This is a genomic window from Bacteroidota bacterium (assembly GCA_018698135.1).
Classification (GTDB): Bacteria; Bacteroidota; Bacteroidia; order CAILMK01; family JAAYUY01; genus JABINZ01.
On sequence record JABINZ010000092.1, the window covers coordinates 1 to 19,799 of the forward strand.

The following is a 19,799-nucleotide window of genomic DNA, read 5'->3' on the forward strand; positions in this document are numbered from 1 at the left end:
CCTGTTGTTGATTTGATATTGCTATTGACAAAACCGATTTGACCACCTGTGAATTGACCGAAGGTGGTGTTCACAAAACCAACCTGTAAACCTGTGTGATTGCCACGAGCCACATTGAAAAAGCCCACCAGCGGAACATTAAAATTGTCTGGAACAACATTAAAAAAGAAAGTATACAGTACAATCTCATTCTGTTTTTCTGAAGATTGCTGGGCATGCGTTATGCTTCCTCCACAAAAGATTATCAAGCTAATTATTACAATAGATTTTTTCATTGTTTTGAGTTTTTCAGTTTAATTTAACAACCCTAAGGACAATGAAAAAGGCTAAGGGTTGCAAATGGGTGAAAATTAATTCACTATGTCGATTAATTAACAAATGATATTCTCAAGTATTTTAATATCTTGCCACTAAATTAAAAACACTCTATTATGATCGTCTACGGTTGGGGAGAAAAGAAGCTTAAGACAGACCAACTTCGTTTAAGTCAGTGCCCATCATGCAATGAAAAAAAGGTTTCATTCCATTTTTTTAAAAAATACTTTTCATTATTCTGGATACCAATATTTCCGTTTGGCGGGAGAAAGGTTGCCGCATGTGAGGCATGCGGAGCTGGTTGGGAAGGAAAAGAAATTCCCAATGAGCTGGTAATCGATATTGCAGAAGCTAAAGCCAGAACGAAACCATCTTATGTTTTATTTTTAGGTTCTGTTCTTATCATTTTGGCCATTGTTGTAATAAGTACCCTGTCTGATGGCATGGAAACATATCATTATGAAAGTGGGCAAAAACAAGCAAAAGGAAAGATGGTTGGAGAAGATATGGAGGGAGAGTGGACTTTTTGGTATGAAAACGGTAATCTTGCAGCAACACAATTTTATAAAAATGGCAAAGAAGATAGTATTTGGCATTGGTATGCTGAAGACGGATCTCTTCAGAAGATTGGTACCTATCGAAATGGACTTTCACATGGCAAATGGACCTTTTATCATCCAAATGGCAAAGTAAGCGAGGAGTCCTATTTTCATGAAAACAGATTAGAGGGACTATGCCGTAATTACTATGAAAATGGGCAAATTGCTGTAGAAGGGTCTTATTCCAGAGGGCTGGAAGATGGCGAATATGTTTATTATTATGAAGACGGAACTATTTACCAAAAAGGAATATTTGAAAAAGCAGAAGAAACAGGACTTTGGATAAGCTATTTTGTTGATGGCTCAAAAAGTTCTGAAATTGAATATTCAGACGGTGAAATGCTCGTAATGAATATTTGGAAAGAAGACAAAAGCCAAATGGTTATTGATGGATTTGGTAACCTTGAATATTATCACACTAATGGTAATCTCGAATCTACTGGAGGAATAAGAAATGGCCGCAGACATGGAGAGTGGAAAACATGGCATAGTAGCGGTGTGTTGCTTGAAGTTGGACACTATTCAGATAATGAATATATTTTAGACAATAGCTGGGATAGCACGGGTACGCAAATGGTACAAAATGGAATGGGCCATCATCGCGAATATTATTTCAATGGGATTCTGCAATCAGAAGGAGATTTTTACAAGGGAAAAGCACACAACAATTGGAAATATTATGCAGATAACGGAACACTATTATCAGATTTAAACTATCACGAAGGCAAACTTGACGGTGAATCTTTGTTGTATACTGAAACAGGTGAACTGAGAAGCAAAGGCTTGTTTAAAAATGATGAAAAAGAGGGCACATGGGAGTGGTTCTTTTTAAGTGGTGTTAAAGAATGTGATGTATACTTTATTGATGGCAAGAAAGATGGAATCCAAACATTTTGGTCAGAAACAGAAAAAATAGTAAAAACAGAGCATTACGAAAAAGGGGAGCTAATTAAAGAAGAAAAAATTTAATTAAAACCTCCCCCATTATTAATTAAAACAGAAACGTTATTACACAACTACTTCTACTACAATTAATTACTTTACGATCTATCGTCTATTTCTGTAGAAATTTGCTTACGTTTGCACGCTTTTTGAGAGCAGATTTAGGATAAAAAACAGAAATATTTAGATGATTACAGTTGCAGATTTAAGAATACAGTTTGGTAAAAAAGTATTGTTTCAGGAAGTAAACATGAAGTTTACTGCCGGAAATTGTTATGGAATAATAGGTGCAAATGGAGCGGGCAAATCAACCCTCCTTAAAGTTATTGCCGGAGAAATGGATGCCACATCAGGGCATATTTCTATGGGAAGTGGTGAGCGGATGTCTGTTTTAAGCCAGGATCACTTTGCCTTTGATGAATGTAGTGTACTCAATACTGTTTTGAAAGGACATTCACAAATGTGGGCTCTCATGCAAGAGAAAGATAAACTCTATGCAAAAACAGAATTCACAGATGCAGATGGAATGAAAGCGGCAGAATTAGAAGAGAAATTTGCAGACATGGATGGATGGAATGCTGAAAACGATGCAGCCACCTTGCTGAGTAACTTGGGAATCAAAGAAAAGTTTCACGATACTTTAATGAGTGAAATGAGCGGTAAACAAAAAGTTAGGGTATTATTGGCTCAGGCACTTTTTGGCAAACCAGATAATTTGTTATTGGATGAGCCAACAAACGATTTGGATCTCGAAACAGTTGTGTGGCTGGAAAGCTATTTGGCAAATTTTGAAAATACAGTTTTGGTTGTTTCGCACGACAGACACTTTTTAGATGCTATCAGTACACATACAGTGGATATTGACTTTGGCGAAGTGAAAATGTTTGCAGGAAACTACACATTTTGGTATCAAAGTAGTCAATTAGCATTGAGACAGCAACAAACACAAAATAAAAAGGCTGAAGAAAAAAAGAAAGAGCTGCAAGAGTTTATCCAGCGATTCAGTGCGAATGTGGCTAAATCCAAGCAAGCAACAAGTCGTAAAAAGATGATAGAAAAGTTGAATATTGAAGATATTCAACCCTCTACAAGAAAATATCCGGGAATAATTTTTAAACCAGAGCGAGAGGCTGGAGATGTTATTCTTGAGGTAAGCGGTTTAAGTGCCAGTATGGATGGCAAAGTTTTGTTCAAGGATGTTGAGTTTAACGCTGCAAAGGGGGAGAAGATTGTATTTCTTTCCAGAGATCCAAGAGCAATGACTGCTTTTTTCGAAATCATAAATGACAAGAAAGAGGCTGACTCAGGAACATATACCTGGGGACAAACCATTACACATGCCTATCTGCCAATAGATAATGCAGAGTTTTTTAAGAGTAAATTAAGCTTATTCGACTGGCTTAGTCAGTTTACACCTGAAACTTCCGAACCTTATATCAGAGGGTATTTAGGTAAAATGCTTTTTGCAGGAGAAGATATTTACAAAAAGGTGAGTGTGCTTTCAGGAGGCGAAAAAATGCGTTGCATGATTTCAAAAATGATGCTTGCTAATGCCAATGTCTTGATATTGGACACACCAACAAATCATTTGGATTTGGAGTCAATACAGGCTTTCAACAACAATCTTTCAAAGTACCCGGGCAATGTTTTCATGTCCTCACATGATCATGAATTTATTCAATCAGTTTGTAATCGCATAATTGAATTAACACCCAATGGCATTATAGATAGAGTGATGGAGTATGATCATTATATTGTTGATGAAGCTGTACAGGAGAAAAGAGCAAAACTTTATGCTGAGTAGGTTGTAATTAGTGATTAGTTGCGAACGTTAGTAAATAATTAGAATAGTTCTTCTGAACAATATTTACACACAGCAATTCAATAAACGTTATTCTATTATTCATTCCGAATAATTTTGTATCATTGCTCATCATGAAAGATATCCTTTTCATCACACCTCCTTTTACTCAACTTAATACCCCCTATCCGGCAACAGCCTATTTGAAAGGTTTTTTTAACACAAAAAAAATCAGTTCATTCCAAATGGATTTGGGTATAGAAGCAATACTGTCTCTATATTCCGACAAAGGACTGCCGCAAATGTTTTCATTTGCATTTGAGAAGAAAACAATAAATACAAAAAATGCCAAGAAGATTTATCGTTCTCGAGCAAAATATTTGGCATCAATTAATGAAGTAGTAGAGTTCCTACAAGGAAAAAATGATACAATAATCTCGAAAATTCTATCTGGAAAACTCCTCCCTCAAGCATCTCGCTTTTCACATCTAGAGGCAAATGAATGGGCTTTAGAAGAAATGGAATTGCAGGACAAGGCGAAGTATCTTGCAACTTTATATCTGGAGGATCTTTCTGATTTCATAAAAGAATGTGTTGATGAAAAATTTGGTTTTAGTCGCTATGCAGAAAAAATTGCGATGAGTGCTAATTCCTTTGATAGCTTAAACAATCTATTAACACAAGCAACATCTTATATTGATGAAATTGCACTAACTATTCTTGACCAAAAACTAAAAACAATTCAACCGAAATTAGTTTGTATATCAGTACCCTTTCCGGGCAATCTTTATAGTGCTTTTCGCTGTGCACAATATATAAAGTCCGGCTTTCCCCACATCAAAATAGCAATGGGAGGAGGCTTTCCGAATACAGAGCTAAGAAATGTAACTGATCCCCGGGTTTTCGATTATATTGATTTTATCACCCTCGATGATGGAGAGCTGCCAATTGAGTTGTTATTAGCAAAGGTTTTAAATCCGGAAAACAATAGCTTGAAGAGAACATTATTAGGGGAAAATGGCAAAGTTATCTACAACAACAGCTCCGTCAAAAATGATTACAAACAGGCAGAATTGGGTACTCCAGATTATTCAGACTTATTGCTTGATCGCTATATTTCGGTTATTGAAATTGCCAACCCAATGCATAGCCTGTGGAGTGATGGAAGATGGATTAAATTAACAATGGCTCATGGCTGCTATTGGGCAAAATGTACTTTTTGCGACACTTCATTAGATTATATAAGATTGTATGAACCATCAAATGCAAAATTATTAGTCGACCGGATGGAACAGCTAATTGAGCAAACAGGAGAAAATGGTTTTCATTTTGTTGATGAAGCAGCCCCTCCCATTTTAATGAAGAAACTCGCCCTTGAAATTATTAAAAGAGAATTGGATGTTGTTTGGTGGACAAATGTTCGTTTTGAAAAAAGTTTTAATGCAGACCTGTGTGACCTCCTTCATCAGTCAGGCTGTATAGCTGTTTCAGGTGGTTTGGAAGTAGCCTCCGAACGATTGCTGAAACTAATTAATAAGGGCGTTACAGTTGAGCAGGTTGCACAGGTGACAAGAAACTTTACGGATTCAGGAATTATGGTTCACGCCTATTTAATGTATGGCTATCCTAGTCAAACGGTTCAGGAAACAATCGACAGCCTTGAAATGGTCAGGCAATTATTTGAGCTTGATCTAATTCAGTCGGCATTTTGGCATCAATTTGCCTTAACGGCTCATAGCCCTATTGGCAAAAATCCTACGCAATATGGAATTACAGTTGAAAGCACAGAAAGCACCTTTGCTTACAATGATGTGCAGTTTAGCGATAAAACAGCAATTGATCACGAGCAGTTTGGTTTTGGGTTAAGGAAATCGCTATACAACTATATGCATGCCAGCTGTTTCGAATTTCCTTTGCAAGAATGGTTTGATTTTAAGATTCCAGAAACAACAATTCCAAATGATTTTATTGAAAGAAGTTTATGATAATTCTTCTTCTTAATTAGGATGGTAATTGCTTTTTCCAAGCGACTCTACATATTCATCTATGTTGACATCTAACATGCGCTGATATTCCTTGATAAACCATTGCATCACATCTTCTTTGTCTTTTTTCAAGTGCTTGGATTTTGAGGCAGCCTCAAAGGCATTAAAGCGAGCTGCTGCATACAAAAAAGCAGAACTGATACGCTCAACAGACTCATCCTCTGTTAAATCATTAGCTATTTTGATAAACATATCGGCCATTTCATGTCGACTATATTTCTTTTGATCGTTTACCATTTTTAACAAATTATGATAGGTTGTTATTCAAAAAGTTTATTGTTTCATGAACCACATATACCAGGTAAGAGAATATAAATCAGGATTATTTGTCTTTTCAAGTTTTTCAGCCTCATCCATTGTTTCTGGGCTAGAAATTAGAACATCATCGCTTGGGTTCCAATTGGCAGGAATTAACACTTCATTCTTTTCTGAATATTGCAAGGCTATTAAGGTGCGTTTTATTTCATCAAGGTTTCTTCCAATATTTTTAGGATAGTAAAAAATTGCACGTATTTTGTCATCTGGATTGATAATATATACTGCACGCACCGTATTCGTAGAGCTTGAACCCGGATGTATCATGCCGTATTTTTTTGAAATTTCAAGTTCAGAGTCCGATACAATTGGGAAGTTTATCTTCATCAAACCACGCTCTTTATAATTTATTGATTCAATTGATTTAACCCATTCGATATGGCTATTGAGGCGATCTGTTGAAACCACCATTAGTTCTGTATTCAATTTTTAAAAATCGTCCTGCATGGAAGCAAGATCCAAAATTTCAGAGGTACAAACCGGTGTAAAATCAGCAGGGTGGCTAAATAATAGTATCCATTTATCGAAATAATCGTCAGGAAAGCTGATGTCTCCTTGTGTTGATTTTGCCGTAAATGAAGGTGCTTTGTCGCCAATTAGCGGAACTTTAAAAACATTTTCTGTCTGAGCTGATAAAATGGTAACTGTGAATAATAAAATCACAAGAAATATAGAAGTCTTTTTCATGGTAAATAGAATTGGTCTAATTAACAACAAATATATTGCTTTATTTTTGCATTTTCATAAAAGGAAGGGATTTTTATTGTTAAATTACATTATTGATGTAAAATGTAATTAATAAACGTGAAGAAAAAGTGTTGCTATTCTAGGCGAGTGCGCATATTATTTACGGATAGTCGATACTCTTTTCCAAGCAGAATTGGTTGGTTAATATCTTCATGGCCAGCAGGAAATCCGAAGCAAACTGGAAAATTATAGTCTTTCACGTGTTCAGAAATAATCTCATGAACGGATTGTCCAAAAGGATTATTATTGTCTTTGATGTCAGTAAACTGTCCAACAATTAGTCCCGCCAAACCTTTAAGCTTTCCTGCGCGCTTCAAGCTCCACATCATTCGGTCGATGCGGTATACATATTCACCAATTTCTTCGATAAACAGAATTTTGCCTTTGGGATTAAAATCCGCATTACTTCCAAGTAAACTCGTTAATATGGCAAGATTTCCTCCAATGAGTTGTCCACCAGCTTCACCTCTTCTATTGTAAAGATTAAATGGAACTACATACGACAAATGTTCACCAAAAAGAGCTTTCTTTAAATTAAGACTTGATTCGTCATCAGGGTATGCAGCAAGCGTATGAGTCATGGGGCCATGAATGCTACAAATATGCATATTGTGATTAATATGTGCATGAAGTAAGCTAATATCACTGAATCCGATCAACCATTTAGGATGTTGATTAAGCTTGGCAAAATCAAGTTGATCAATAATGCGTATGGAACCATAACCTCCTCGGGAACATAAAATGGCCTTTATTCCATTATCATCAAGCATGTATTGGAAATCGGAAAGACGATTTTCATCATAGGATGCATATTGAAAATGCTGTCCAAACACATGCTTTCCCAAAAGCACCTCAAGCCCCCAGCTTTCAAGAGTTTTAATCGCTTTCAAAACTTGTTCTTTGGGCACTTTTCCGGCAGGAGAAACAATTCCGACTTTATCACCGGCTTTTAAATAGGCTGGAATAATCATGATCTTATAAAACTACGTGAATATTACCTAATTTTGCACTATAGACAAAGATAGCTTTAAAGATAGAAATAATGACTTATCCTCAAAGATATACGGTTACAACAGCGCTTCCATATGCGAACGGCCCAATTCATATTGGACATTTAGCAGGCGTATATGTACCTGCTGATATTTATGTTCGATACTTGCGACTCAAAGGAAAAGAAGTGGTACTTATTGGGGGCTCTGATGAGCATGGAGTGCCGATTACCATTAAAGCCAAACAAGAAGGTGTTTCCCCGCAAGATATCGTGGACAAGTATCACGGAATCATTAAAAAGTCATTTCAGGATTTTGGAATTTCCTTCGATGTTTATTCAAGAACATCTGCTAAAGTTCATCACGAAACAGCTGCCGAATTTTTCAAAACACTATACGACAAAGGTGAGTTTGTTGAAAAAACAATTGAACAGCTTTATGATGAAGAGGCCAATATGTTTTTGGCCGATCGTTATGTAACAGGTATCTGCCCAAAATGTAGTCATGAAGAGGCTTATGGCGATCAGTGTGAGAAGTGCGGAAGCTCTTTGAGTCCAACAGAATTGATAGAACCAAAATCCGTATTAAGTGGATCAAAACCAGTACTGAGAGAAACAAAGCATTGGTATTTGCCATTGGATAAATATGAAAATTGGCTGAAAGAATGGATCGTTAAGGGCAAGAAAGGCGAATGGAAACCTAATGTTTACGGGCAATGCTCTTCCTGGATAAATGATGGTTTGCGCCCAAGGGCAGTAACTCGCGATTTAAGCTGGGGCGTTCCTGTTCCCGTTAAAGGTGGCGAAGGCAAAGTTTTGTATGTTTGGTTTGACGCCCCTATTGGATATATTTCTGCAACCAAGGAAATGACCCCTGATTGGGAAAAGTGGTGGAAGGATTCAGAGTCCAAATTGGTTCATTTTATTGGCAAAGACAACATTGTTTTTCACTGTATCATTTTCCCAAGCATGCTGAAGGCTGAAGGATCCTATATTATGCCCGACAATGTGCCAGCCAATGAGTTTATGAATCTCGAAGGAGACAAAATATCAACCTCTAAAAACTGGGCAGTTTGGTTGCATGAATATTTGGAGGAATTTCCAGATCAACAAGATGTATTGCGCTATGTGCTTACGTCAAATGCACCAGAATCAAAGGACAATGACTTTACCTGGAAGGATTTTCAGGCCAAGAACAACAATGAATTGGTCGCAATTTTAGGTAATTTTATCAATCGGGTTGTTGTTTTAACACATAAATATTTTGATGGGAAAGTCCCTCCTTCAGCATCAGATGCCGCTTTGAAAGAAATCAATATAGATGCAATTAAGGAAAATGTTGACAAAGCACTCGATACCTACAAATTTAGAGAGGCGCTGGCCGAAATGATGTTAATTGCAAGGGCTGGTAATAAGTATTTAGCCGATACGGAGCCGTGGCATTTAATTAAAACAGACGAAAAAGCAGTTGCCACCATACTGAACAATTGTTTGCAGTTATCAGCAAATCTGGCCATCCTAATGAGTCCGTTTTTACCCTTTACGTCCAAAAAAATGTTCAATCAATTGAACATGGATGAGTCCTTGCTAAATTGGGAATCAATTGGCCGGCTGGATCTTTTACGTGATGGAAGTCAAATTGAAAAAGCAAGCCTTTTGTTTAGTAAAGTTGAGGATATAGCTATTGATGCACAAGTCAAAAAACTGACCGATTCAAAAAAAGTAAATGAATCAAAAAAAGCAGTTGTGGCCGTTAAGGATGAGATTGAATTCGATGATTTCACGAAAATGGATATACGCTTAGTTAAGATTTTGGAAGCGGAACGAATTCCCAAGACTGATAAGCTTTTAAAGCTTAAAATTGATTTGGGCTTTGAACAAAGAACAATCGTGTCGGGAATTGCGCATATGTATAAGCCCGAAGAACTAATAGGTAAACAAGCAACTTATCTGGCCAATTTGAAACCACGAAAAATTAAAGGAGTTGAGTCGGCTGGTATGATTTTAATGGTGCAGGCAAATGATGGTAGTTTGAAACTACTTAACCCTGATGGAGAAGGGGAAGTTGGCAGTACAATTGGTTAAGTTGAAAAAGACAGCGAAGACAAAGCCGAATAGAAGAAGATAAATGAAACAAAAACTCGAAGAATTAAATAAGAAGTTCAAAGGAGCAAAATCAGAGGAAATTTTGGCCTTTGTGCTGAATGAGCATAAATGCAAAGCAGCTTTTTCAACCAGCTTGGGAGCCGAAGATCAGGTTATTACCGACATGATGGTTAAAGTTGATGCTTGTGCAAAAATCTTTACACTCGACACTGGGCGCCAGTTTTATGAAACATACGACACCCTCGACAAAACAAATGCTAAATATGGAATCAATATCGAAATTATGTTTCCAGATGCCTTCGAAGTGGAAAGCATGGTGAAGGAAAAGGGTATTAACCTTTTTTATGAAAGCATTGAAAACAGAAAGAACTGTTGTAACATTAGAAAACTTCAGCCATTAAAACGAGCATTAAAAAGCTATGAAGTTTGGATTACCGGAATTCGCAGAGAACAGTCTGTTACACGAGAAGATATGCAGTTGTTTGAGTGGGATAACGATCTTCAAATGGTGAAGGTTAATCCGTTACTTGACTGGTCAGAGAAAGATACCTGGAAATATATACGAGAAAACAAGGTTCCATATAATATTCTTCATGACAAAGGCTATCCCAGTATTGGGTGTGCCCCATGCACACGAGCTGTTGAAAAAGGAGAAAATCCAAGGAATGGACGCTGGTGGTGGGAGAATGCAGACACCAAAGAGTGCGGACTTCACTTGCATGTGAAAACAAGCTAAGAATAAGACAATGCGTGGTTCATTAATACATAACAACAAAGAGCAACCTTCGGTATTAAATCAGTTGTTTGTACTTATAATGGCATTTCTTGTCGCGATGTTTTTTGTCGTTTTTTCCAGCAAATTAATTGGACAATATATTTTTCATATTGATATAGCGAATATCGACTTTAGTTCAAGTAGAGAAATTGGACTGGGAAAGTTTTTTCAGGTGTATCAAATGCTATTTTTATTTGGAATTCCAGCCCTAATAATGAGTTATTTTCTCAAAGTTCCATTTGGCAATTTTTTCAAAATTAATAAAAGACCTAAGGCAAGTTATTTATTGTTTGCTACGCTATTACTGTTTGCCGTAATTCCGTTTAATGATTGGATTATCAGGCTCAACGAATCAATGACCCTCCCTTCATTTTTAGCACCTATTGAAGCCTGGATGCGTAATTCCGAAGACATGCTTTCAAAGCAAATGGAAGCCTTCTTAAGCATGGAAAGCATCAGTTCTTTGCTTATTAATGTGTTTGTAATTGCCTTTATTCCCAGCATTATGGAAGAACTGTTCTTTCGGGGGTTGATTCAGGGATTACTTTCAAAATGGTTTAAAAGCATACATTTTTCAATTATCATAACCGCTGTTTTTTTCAGTGCGGTGCATATGCAATTTTATGGTTTCTTTCCACGATTAATGCTTGGGGTATTTCTGGGTTATTTATACTTTTGGTCAGGAAACCTATGGACGGCAATCTATTTTCATTTCCTTAACAATTTGCTGAGTGTTCTGTTATTATTTGTCATACAGCACAATCTGGTAAATGAACAAAAACTAGAAGATATGAATCAATCAAACTTGGCTATTATTATTAGTTTTGCCATAACTGCAACTGTTTTTTTATTGCTGGCAAACTATTACTCAAAAAAGAGGAACAAAGAAGGTGACTGGCAAGGCGTTTTTAGTTGTAGCAAAACGGCTGAAGCAGAAATAATAAAAGGAAAACTTGAAAACGAAAACATAACAGCAGTGATCATGAAAAAAAGAGACTCCTCTTTTCTGTCTTTCGGCAAAATCGAGATCATGGTTAAACCTGAAGATGCCGAAAAAGCACTGGCATTAATTAATACTATTGAGAATGAATAATTTCGTGCAAAGAACCTTGACTGGCGTTTTGTTCGCAATTGTTATGTTAGGAAGCATATATTTTAGCAAATATAGCTTCATTGTCATATTCATCATTATTAATATGGTTGCCTTGCTAGAGTTCTATAGCAGAACGGAAGAGAACAGTCTAAGACTAATACATGGAATTGGTTTGGTTGCAGGAAGTGTACTATTGTTGTTTATTACGTTCTGGCAATTAGGCCTGATACCCGCTTCCTATCTTTTACTTTTTGTTGCATTGATTTTTACCATATTGGCTTTTGCATTATTTGAATCCAATGAACAAGCGTTCACCATTCTTGGAAAGATTTTCACAGGATTGTTGTGGATTAGTTTGCCGATAGGATTGTTGCTATGGTTTGCCATAAGTAAATCGAATTATACTTGGCAATTGGTAGCTATTCCATTGGTATTAACATGGATTAATGATGTATTTGCCTATTTAGGGGGGATGTTGTTTGGTAAGCATAAGTTAGCGCCTAAATTATCTCCCAAAAAAACAATTGAAGGATCAATAACTGGAATTGTTTTTACAGCAGGAGCAGCCTTTGCCATTTCCATTTATGTTGGAACGCAATCAGCCTTTGTTTGGCTTATCCTTGGAGTAATTATAGCTGTATCAGCAATTTTTGGCGATTTGGTTGAATCAAAATGGAAGAGAGGGCTGGGGATAAAAGATAGTGGCAAACTACTTCCCGGTCATGGCGGCTTGCTAGATCGCTTTGATGCATTCCTTTTTGTGATTCCATTTTATGTAATTTTTATTAAACTATTTGTAAGTTAATATGGCAATGAATATTCATCCTGAAGGAAGAAAAATAACCATTTGGGTATTAGTTGTGTTGTTTTTGATACTACTGACAATTTCATTTTTTGTTAGCCCCTACCTGCTCGTAATATGCATTTTAGCCGCTACTCTTTTATTGGCATTTATGCTTTACTTCTTCAGGCATCCTGAAAGAAATATTGAGTCTTCTGACGTTGAGATCATTTCTCCAGCTGATGGAAAGATTATTATTATGGAAAAGATTTTTGAAAAGGAATATTTCAAAAAAGACATGATGAAAATATCTATTTTTATGTCGGTGTGGGATGTTCATTTGAATAGAGTACCTATAAATGGGCTTATTGCATATCAAAAATATCACCCAGGAAAATATCTTATAGCTGCAAATCCAAAGGCATCGGACTTAAATGAACGAAACACGGTGGTTATTAAAACCAAATCAGGCGAGGAGGTGCTAACGCGTCAAATTGCAGGAGGTGTTGCAAGAAGAATTCGTCCGTATACCGTTCTCGAAGAAGAAGTGAAACGTGGGCAGGAATTGGGTTTCATTCGATTTGGTTCTCGCCTTGATTTATTTATTCCTGTATCAGCAGAAATTAAGGTGAAGCTTGGCGAAAAAGTAAAAGGAAATATTAGCCTGATTGCGCGTCTTCAATAGTATAAAAATTATTGGAATACATTAGGTTATTAGTTAAAAATTGGCTTAATTTGTTAAATGACTCAGAGAGTAGAACATAGTTACGAATTTAGCTTTAAGGCCAAAGATGAACTTCTTTATACCTATATTTCAACACCTTACAATTTATCGTCTTGGTTTGCAGATGATGTGAAAGCAGATGGCGATGTTTATGTGTTTACTTGGAAGGGTAGTAGCGAAAAAGCCAGAGCAACAAAAAGGGTTTTTAAGAAGAAACTGGTTTTTCAATGGATGGAACGCGATGCTGAAGAGTTTTTGACTTTTCTCATTTCAACAGACGAGGTTACAGGTAGCACATTGCTTGTTATCAAGGATTATGATGACATAGAACAATACGATGAAAGCTATATGATGTGGGAAAACACCATTCAAAAACTTAAAAGAATTATTGGAGGCTAGTTTAAAGCATTAACCCCAAACAATAAATATTAGGGTAATAATTCTGGAGAATTTATTTGCAATGGATTCTTAATTTGTTTATCCTCCAAAGCAAAATCAATTACCTGCTCAGCACGCTTCACATAGTGGAAACTCAATCCCGCAACATATTTTTCATTGATATCTTCCACATCTTTACGGTTGTTTTCACAAAGAATAATGCTGTTAATACCTCTACGCTTGGCTGCAAGAATTTTCTCTTTTACACCTCCCACTGGCAAAACAACACCTCTGAGCGTTAATTCACCAGTCATGGCAATATTCTTTTTAGTATTTCGCTGTGTGAACAAAGATACCAGTGATGTTAGCAAGGTAATACCTGCAGAAGGCCCTTCTTTTGGTACGGCACCTTCTGGCACATGAATATGAACATCCCAATGTGCTAAGGCTTTAATATCAATTCCATATGTTTTATAATTCGACTTCAGGAAAGTAAATGCAAGTTGGGCAGATTCTTTCATAACATCACCCAGCTTTCCGGTAAGTATAATGTTTCCTTTTCCGGGGCATAAACTGGTTTCTATATACAAAACATCTCCTCCTGATGGTGTCCATGCTAAACCAGTTACAACACCTGGCAAATTATCGCCCACATAAGTGTCGGTATCAAATATTTTGGGTCCTAAAATATTTTGCACTTTAGCAACTCCTAGAGTTGGTTTAAAATCTTTTTGTGTTAAAAGTGATTTTGTCTGATAACGGCATAGTTTAGCTATTTTCTTTTCCAGACCACGAACGCCAGACTCACGTGTATAATGATCAATTATTGTTTGTAAACTATTTTCTGGAAGTTTAAAATTCTTGGTTTTTAATCCATGCATTTCGCGCTGCTTGGGAATGAGATAATCTTTGGCAATATGCGTTTTCTCATCCATTAAATAACCATTCAATTCTATAATTTCAAGACGATCTCTCAGGGCAGGATGGATTGTATCCAGATTATTAGCTGTGGCCACAAACATCACATGCGATAAATCATATTCCATTTCCAGGTAATTGTCGTAGAAATTGGAGTTTTGCTCTGGATCAAGTACTTCCAGCAAAGCTGATGCAGGATCTCCTTTGAAATCATTACCAACTTTATCAATTTCATCCAAAACAATAACAGGATTAGATGTTTTTGCTTTTTTTATTGACTGAATGATTCGGCCAGGCATAGCACCAATATAGGTTTTGCGATGCCCCCTGATTTCTGCTTCATCATGCAATCCGCCAAGCGACATGCGAATATATTTACGTCCCATTGATCGAGCTATCGATTTACCAAGTGATGTTTTACCAACTCCCGGAGGTCCGTATAAACACAAAATCGGACTTTTCATATCTCCTTTCAAACTGATAACAGAAAGATATTCAAGGATGCGCTCTTTTACTTTTTCCAGTCCGTAATGATCCTGATCAAGGATGTCTTGGGCTTTATTAAGATCTTTGTTGTCTTTGGTGTACTCTTGCCACGGCAGGTCAAGAAGCAACTCTATGTAATTGGCAATTACAGAATATTCTGCAGCTGCCGGATTCATGCGGTTTAGTTTTTGAATTTCTTTATCGAAAACTTCCTTTGCTTCCTTCGACCATTTCTTTTTCTCGGCACGCTTGATAAAATCTTCAAGTTCTTGCTCAGGTGTGTTCAGGCCAAGTTCTTCATGAATTGTTTTAAGCTGCTGATGCAGATAAAAATCCCGTTGTTGTTTGTCGATATCAGTCTTCACCTTGTCCTGAATCTCATTCTTAATTTTAAGCATTTCAATTTCTTTGCTTAAATAATCAAGAATAAGCATAGCCTTTTTCTTGGCATTGTGTAACTCAAGAATCTTCTGTTTGTCTTTTACCTCTACATTCATATTAGAGGCAATGAAATTCATGAGATAGGCAGGTGCATTCAAGTTCTTGAGGGCGATGTTTGCCTCTTTGGGAATATTGGGCGAAAGATCAATTATTTGCGCAGAAATTTCTTTCATGGCATCAATCATTCCCTTGAACTTTTTGTCGATGCTTGGTTTATCCGCTTCAATTATACTAATTTCGGCTTTCATATATGGTTCAGTTTGAACCATTTTCTGTATTTCAAATTTTTGAACACCCTGAATAATAACCATGGTGTTTTCATCAGGCAGCTTAATTTTTTTGATGATATGCGCTACAGTTCCCGTTTTATAAATATCTTCTTCTCCGGGATTTTCCATGTCCTCCGAAAGCTGAGCAACTACACCAATTTTACGATCTCCTTTATAGGCATCATTGATTAGCTCAACCGACATTTCGCGGCTAACCGTAATTGGAATAACCGTGTTTGGAAACAAAACAGTATTGCGAAGTGAAAGAATTGGAAGTGTATCTGGAATGTTTTTACTGCTAATGTCTTCTTCTTCATTAGGAAGAATCGATATAAATTCATTCATATCCTCTGGATCATCTGAACTGATGAAAGCAATTGAGTCTTGATATTCTTTTTTGGAACCCATATATGGAATTAATTAAGCGTCTAATCTAATTTGTTACGGGAGAAGTATTAGAAAATAGTATGCCCAAAACACAAATCAGTCAAAAAGGCAGAAGGTGTTGTGTATTAATACATTAATGCGGTCGTATCAAAACTGTATTTATCCCAATTCTTGTTATCACTTTATTTTCATAGAATTAAGCAAAGAAAGTATTTTTGAAACATCAAAGATCGATCAGGCTTTCTGTATCTCATAAAATAGTGTTTGATAAGTATGGGGACAAAAAGTTTGCTAAATATTTATTATATGCAACAAAAGCAGTTACTTGTAATTGGCGGGGGAATAAGTGGAATAACATCGACTATTGAAATGGCAGAAGTTGGTCATATGGTTACTCTGGTCGAGCAAAAGCCATATTTGGGAGGAAAAGTTGTTCAATTTAGCCAATATTTCCCAAAACTTTGTCCACCACAATGTGGTTTGGAAATCAATTTTAATCGCATTCGCAAAAATCCCAGACTACGTATTTTAAGCTCCTCGGTAGTTGAAAAAATTGATGGTTCTAAGGGAAACTTTTCCGTCAGAATAAAAAAACAAGCAGAACTAATAAGTTCAAATTGCACAGCTTGTGGCAAATGTGCTGATGTATGTCCGATTGAAAGAGAAAATGAATTCAACTATAATTTAGACAAGACCAAAGCGGCATATCTTCCTCACGAAATGGCATTTCCATTTAAATATACCATTGACGAGAGCGTTTGTCAGAAAAATGATTGCAAAAAGTGCCTTGAAGTATGTGACTATGATGCTATTAATTTGAACGCAGAATCTGAAATAATTGAAGAGACATTTCATTCAGTTGTTTATGCAACAGGCTGGGAACCATATGATGTGTCAAAACTTGATTCGATGCAATTTGGCAAACATCCGGATATTATTACAAATGTCGTATTCGAGCGATATGCTGCTCCCAACGGACCAAGTAAGGGCAAAATCGTGAAGCCCTCTAATCAGGAAGCCCCTAAAACAATCGCATTTGTTCAGTGTGCAGGTTCACGTGATGAAAATCATTTACCCTATTGTTCTGCAGTGTGTTGTTCAGCATCGTTAAAACATGCGCTTATTGCCAGTGAACAACTCAAGGATGTGCGTATAAAAATATTTTTTATTGATATGCGGGTAAGCGGACGAAACGAAGATTTCCTTAATCAGGTTAAGGCAGATAAGAATATTGAACTGATCAAAGGAAAGGCAGGTAGAATTAATATTGAGAATGACGGACTGAGTATTGAAGCCGAAGATATTTTGTCAGGGCTAAAAACAAAAACCCAAGCAGATCTTATTGTGTTGGCAAGTGGAATTCAATCAAAAGGAAATTTGTCAAAACAGTTTAGAGATGAATATGGTTTTTTAATGCCGGATAAATTAACGGATGGAATTTATGTGACAGCATGCGCAAAAAAACCACAAGATGTTTCATCCTCATTAAAAGATGCAACAGGTGTTTCACTTAAAGCAATTCAAAACTAGGAGGGGAATATGGAAAAAAAAATAGGACTATATATCTGTAGCGGATGCGAAATAGGTAATAGTATTGACATATCGCTTCTGGAAAAAGTTGGCTTGGAATACAAGGTTCATCTTTGTAAAAGTCATCCCAAACTTTGTCAGAAGGAAGCAGGGCAAATGATTTCACAAAACATAGATGCAGAGAAATTGGATGGACTTGTTGTGGCAGCCTGTTCTCCCCGTGTTTTTACGAAAGAGTTTGCGTTCGAAATATTGACTGAGCGTGTTAATATTAGAGAGTTAGTGGTTTGGAGTCATGAGGCTAATGATGAAGATACCAGCATGCTTGCTGAAGATGCACTGCGAATGAGTTTTGCTAAAATTAAAGCAATACTAAGTCCCACACCCTTTATTCCTGAAAACTTAAGTTCAGATATTTTGGTTATTGGCGGTGGTATTTCAGGAATCACAGCTGCCATTGAAGGGGCAAAAGCAGGTTATAAAATTACATTGGTTGAGAAAGAAGCCGAGCTTGGTGGCTGGTCAAATCATTTGCACAAACAACTACCATTGCACTCACCATTTGATTATTTGGAGGCACCTGTAATTAATCAAAAGATTAAAGATCTAAAAACACAAGATAATGTTGATTTTCTGACTTCCTCTTGCATCAAAGAAATCTCGGGTCAGCCCGGAGAATTTGAGGTAATAATTGACCAAGAAGGGAAAGAGATTCATAAAAAAGTAGCTTCAGTTGTTATGGCTACAGGTTGGAAGCCTTATGATGCCAATAATCTTGGAGAACTTGGTTTTGGGAAATCGGAAGATATTATCACCAATCTGGAGTTTGAAAAAATGGCTAAGGCTGGTAAAATTGTGAAACCATCTGATGGTGAAATTCCAAAGCAAATACTATTCATTCAATGTGCTGGCTCAAGAGACGAAAAACACTTATCCTATTGTTCAAATTACTGTTGTGGAACTTCATTGAAACAAGCTCAATATATTCGAGAGTATAGTAAAGACACCTCTGTTTTTGTCGTTTATAAAGATATTCGCACTCCCGGAAAATTTGAGGAATTCTATAAAAAAGCCCAAAATGATGATCAAATTTTTCTGACCAAAGGTGAAATTGAAAATGTTACTGTTGATGAAGATAAAATCATTGTTGATGTAAACAAAACCCTTTTAGGAGATGATATTCAGCTGGAAGTTGATTTGGTTGTGTTGGCAGTAGGAATGACGCCAAATAATACGGAAGACTTAAATCTGAAATATCGTTTGGGGAAAGGCCTGCCGGAATTGAAATACGATTTTGCAGATTCCCATTTCATTTGTTTCCCATACGAAAGCAGAAGAACAGGAATATATGCAGCCGGATCTTTACGATCCCCAATGGATATTGCTTCAAGCATTGATGATGCACAGGGTGCCATGTTAAAAGCCATTCAATGTGCGGAGGCCACCAAGCGGGGAGAGGCTGTTCATCCTCGGTCAGGCGATCAGTCACATCCTGAAATATATTTTTCACGTTGTACAGATTGTAAGCGCTGTACGGAAGAATGTCCTTTTGGAAGCTATGATGAGAACGAAAAGGGAACACCAATTCCAAATCCTACACGTTGCCGAAGATGTGGTATTTGTATGGGTGCTTGTCCTGAGCGTGTGATTTCATTTGAAGATTTCAATATCAATGCTGTTTCGGAAATGATAAAAGCAGTAGAGGTGCCGGATGAATTTGAAGAAAAACCAAGAATTCTGGCTTTTGTTTGTGAAAATGATGCCTATCCGGCTTTTGATATGGCAGGGCAAAAACGATTGAAGTATAGCCCTTATGTTCGGATTATTCCTGTGCGATGCTTAGGTTCTGTCAATAAAATATGGATTTCTGATGCCCTTTCAAAAGGATATGATGGTATTCTGCAAATAGGTTGTAAGCCTGGAGACAATTACCAATGTCATTTTATTCATGGCAGTGAATTAACCGAAAAACGGGGCGAAAACTTTCAGGAAGTATTGGAGAAAATGATGCTTGAATCGGAACGCATTAGAACAGAATTTCTTGAAATTAACGAGTATGACAAAATCCCTCAAATAATAAATGATTATATGGAGGAAATTGAATTGATTGGACCGAATCCGTTTAAGGATATGTAGCTACTCGTAACTGGTAGCTTGTT

At 36.7% G+C, this 19,799-nt stretch carries 15 protein-coding genes and 1 pseudogene; 11 read left to right on the forward strand and 5 right to left on the reverse strand.

Translation table 11 applies throughout. The features are described 5' to 3' along the window. Positions 1 to 275 (reverse strand): hypothetical protein (locus HOG71_05700; GenBank protein ID MBT5990328.1); only part of this gene is annotated, 275 nt, incomplete at its 3' end. A gap of 156 nt (positions 276 to 431) precedes the next feature. Between HOG71_05700 and HOG71_05705 the strand changes: the two genes are divergently transcribed. From HOG71_05705 to HOG71_05715, 3 genes are all read left to right on the forward strand, one after another. Then, a complete protein-coding gene (locus HOG71_05705) occupies positions 432 to 1,883 on the forward strand; it encodes a hypothetical protein (GenBank protein MBT5990329.1) in 1,452 nt (483 codons plus the stop codon). A gap of 160 nt (positions 1,884 to 2,043) precedes the next feature. Further along, entirely contained in the window at positions 2,044 to 3,660 is a 1,617-nt protein-coding gene (locus tag HOG71_05710) for an ATP-binding cassette domain-containing protein (protein ID MBT5990330.1), read from the forward strand. 131 nt (positions 3,661 to 3,791) lie between these two features. Next, a complete protein-coding gene (locus tag HOG71_05715; protein ID MBT5990331.1) occupies positions 3,792 to 5,642 on the forward strand; it encodes a radical SAM protein in 1,851 nt (616 codons plus the stop codon). A gap of 12 nt (positions 5,643 to 5,654) precedes the next feature. Here HOG71_05715 and HOG71_05720 read toward each other — a convergent pair whose 3' ends face one another. The 3 genes and pseudogenes from HOG71_05720 to HOG71_05730 form a co-directional block, all read right to left on the reverse strand. Further along, positions 5,655 to 5,939, reverse strand: a complete 285-nt coding sequence (locus HOG71_05720; GenBank protein MBT5990332.1) for a DUF3144 domain-containing protein — start codon at positions 5,937 to 5,939, stop codon at positions 5,655 to 5,657. Between the two features lie 36 nt (positions 5,940 to 5,975). Further along, positions 5,976 to 6,704: pseudogene (locus HOG71_05725) on the reverse strand (peroxiredoxin). A 134-nt stretch (positions 6,705 to 6,838) separates the two neighbouring features. Next, entirely contained in the window at positions 6,839 to 7,735 is an 897-nt protein-coding gene (locus HOG71_05730) for an LD-carboxypeptidase (protein ID MBT5990333.1), read from the reverse strand. Positions 7,736 to 7,806: 71 nt separating this feature from the next. Here HOG71_05730 and metG point away from each other — a divergent pair, with 71 nt between their 5' ends. The 6 genes from metG to HOG71_05760 are packed head-to-tail and all read left to right on the forward strand — an operon-like array spanning position 7,807 to position 13,630. Continuing rightward, entirely contained in the window at positions 7,807 to 9,837 is a 2,031-nt protein-coding gene (metG, locus tag HOG71_05735) for a methionine--tRNA ligase (GenBank protein MBT5990334.1), read from the forward strand. Between the two features lie 43 nt (positions 9,838 to 9,880). After that, entirely contained in the window at positions 9,881 to 10,594 is a 714-nt protein-coding gene (locus HOG71_05740) for a phosphoadenylyl-sulfate reductase (protein MBT5990335.1), read from the forward strand. 10 nt (positions 10,595 to 10,604) lie between these two features. Beyond that, on the forward strand, positions 10,605 to 11,726 hold the full coding sequence (locus HOG71_05745) for a CPBP family intramembrane metalloprotease (protein ID MBT5990336.1): 1,122 nt from the start codon (positions 10,605 to 10,607) through the stop codon (positions 11,724 to 11,726). Continuing rightward, the gene (locus HOG71_05750) at positions 11,719 to 12,531 is read left to right on the forward strand and encodes a phosphatidate cytidylyltransferase (GenBank protein MBT5990337.1); all 813 of its coding nucleotides are present in this window, start codon (positions 11,719 to 11,721) and stop codon (positions 12,529 to 12,531) included. Before HOG71_05745 ends, HOG71_05750 begins: the two co-directional genes overlap by 8 nt. Positions 12,532 to 12,538: 7 nt before the next feature. Next, positions 12,539 to 13,192 (forward strand): phosphatidylserine decarboxylase family protein, encoded by a 654-nt coding sequence (locus HOG71_05755; protein ID MBT5990338.1) that lies wholly within the window; start codon positions 12,539 to 12,541, stop codon positions 13,190 to 13,192. Between the two features lie 57 nt (positions 13,193 to 13,249). Beyond that, positions 13,250 to 13,630, forward strand: coding sequence for a hypothetical protein (locus HOG71_05760; GenBank protein MBT5990339.1), 381 nt, complete (start codon positions 13,250 to 13,252; stop codon positions 13,628 to 13,630). A 29-nt stretch (positions 13,631 to 13,659) separates the two neighbouring features. On the opposite strand, the gene lon is transcribed toward HOG71_05760, so the two are convergent. Next, entirely contained in the window at positions 13,660 to 16,131 is a 2,472-nt protein-coding gene (gene lon / locus HOG71_05765) for an endopeptidase La (GenBank protein ID MBT5990340.1), read from the reverse strand. Between the two features lie 285 nt (positions 16,132 to 16,416). Here lon and HOG71_05770 point away from each other — a divergent pair, with 285 nt between their 5' ends. Together HOG71_05770 and HOG71_05775 are read left to right on the forward strand one after the other, a co-directional pair. Beyond that, positions 16,417 to 17,640, forward strand: coding sequence for a CoB--CoM heterodisulfide reductase iron-sulfur subunit A family protein (locus HOG71_05770; protein MBT5990341.1), 1,224 nt, complete (start codon positions 16,417 to 16,419; stop codon positions 17,638 to 17,640). A gap of 9 nt (positions 17,641 to 17,649) precedes the next feature. Continuing rightward, on the forward strand, positions 17,650 to 19,776 hold the full coding sequence (locus tag HOG71_05775) for an FAD-dependent oxidoreductase (GenBank protein ID MBT5990342.1): 2,127 nt from the start codon (positions 17,650 to 17,652) through the stop codon (positions 19,774 to 19,776). The last annotated feature ends 23 nt before the right edge of the window (positions 19,777 to 19,799 follow it).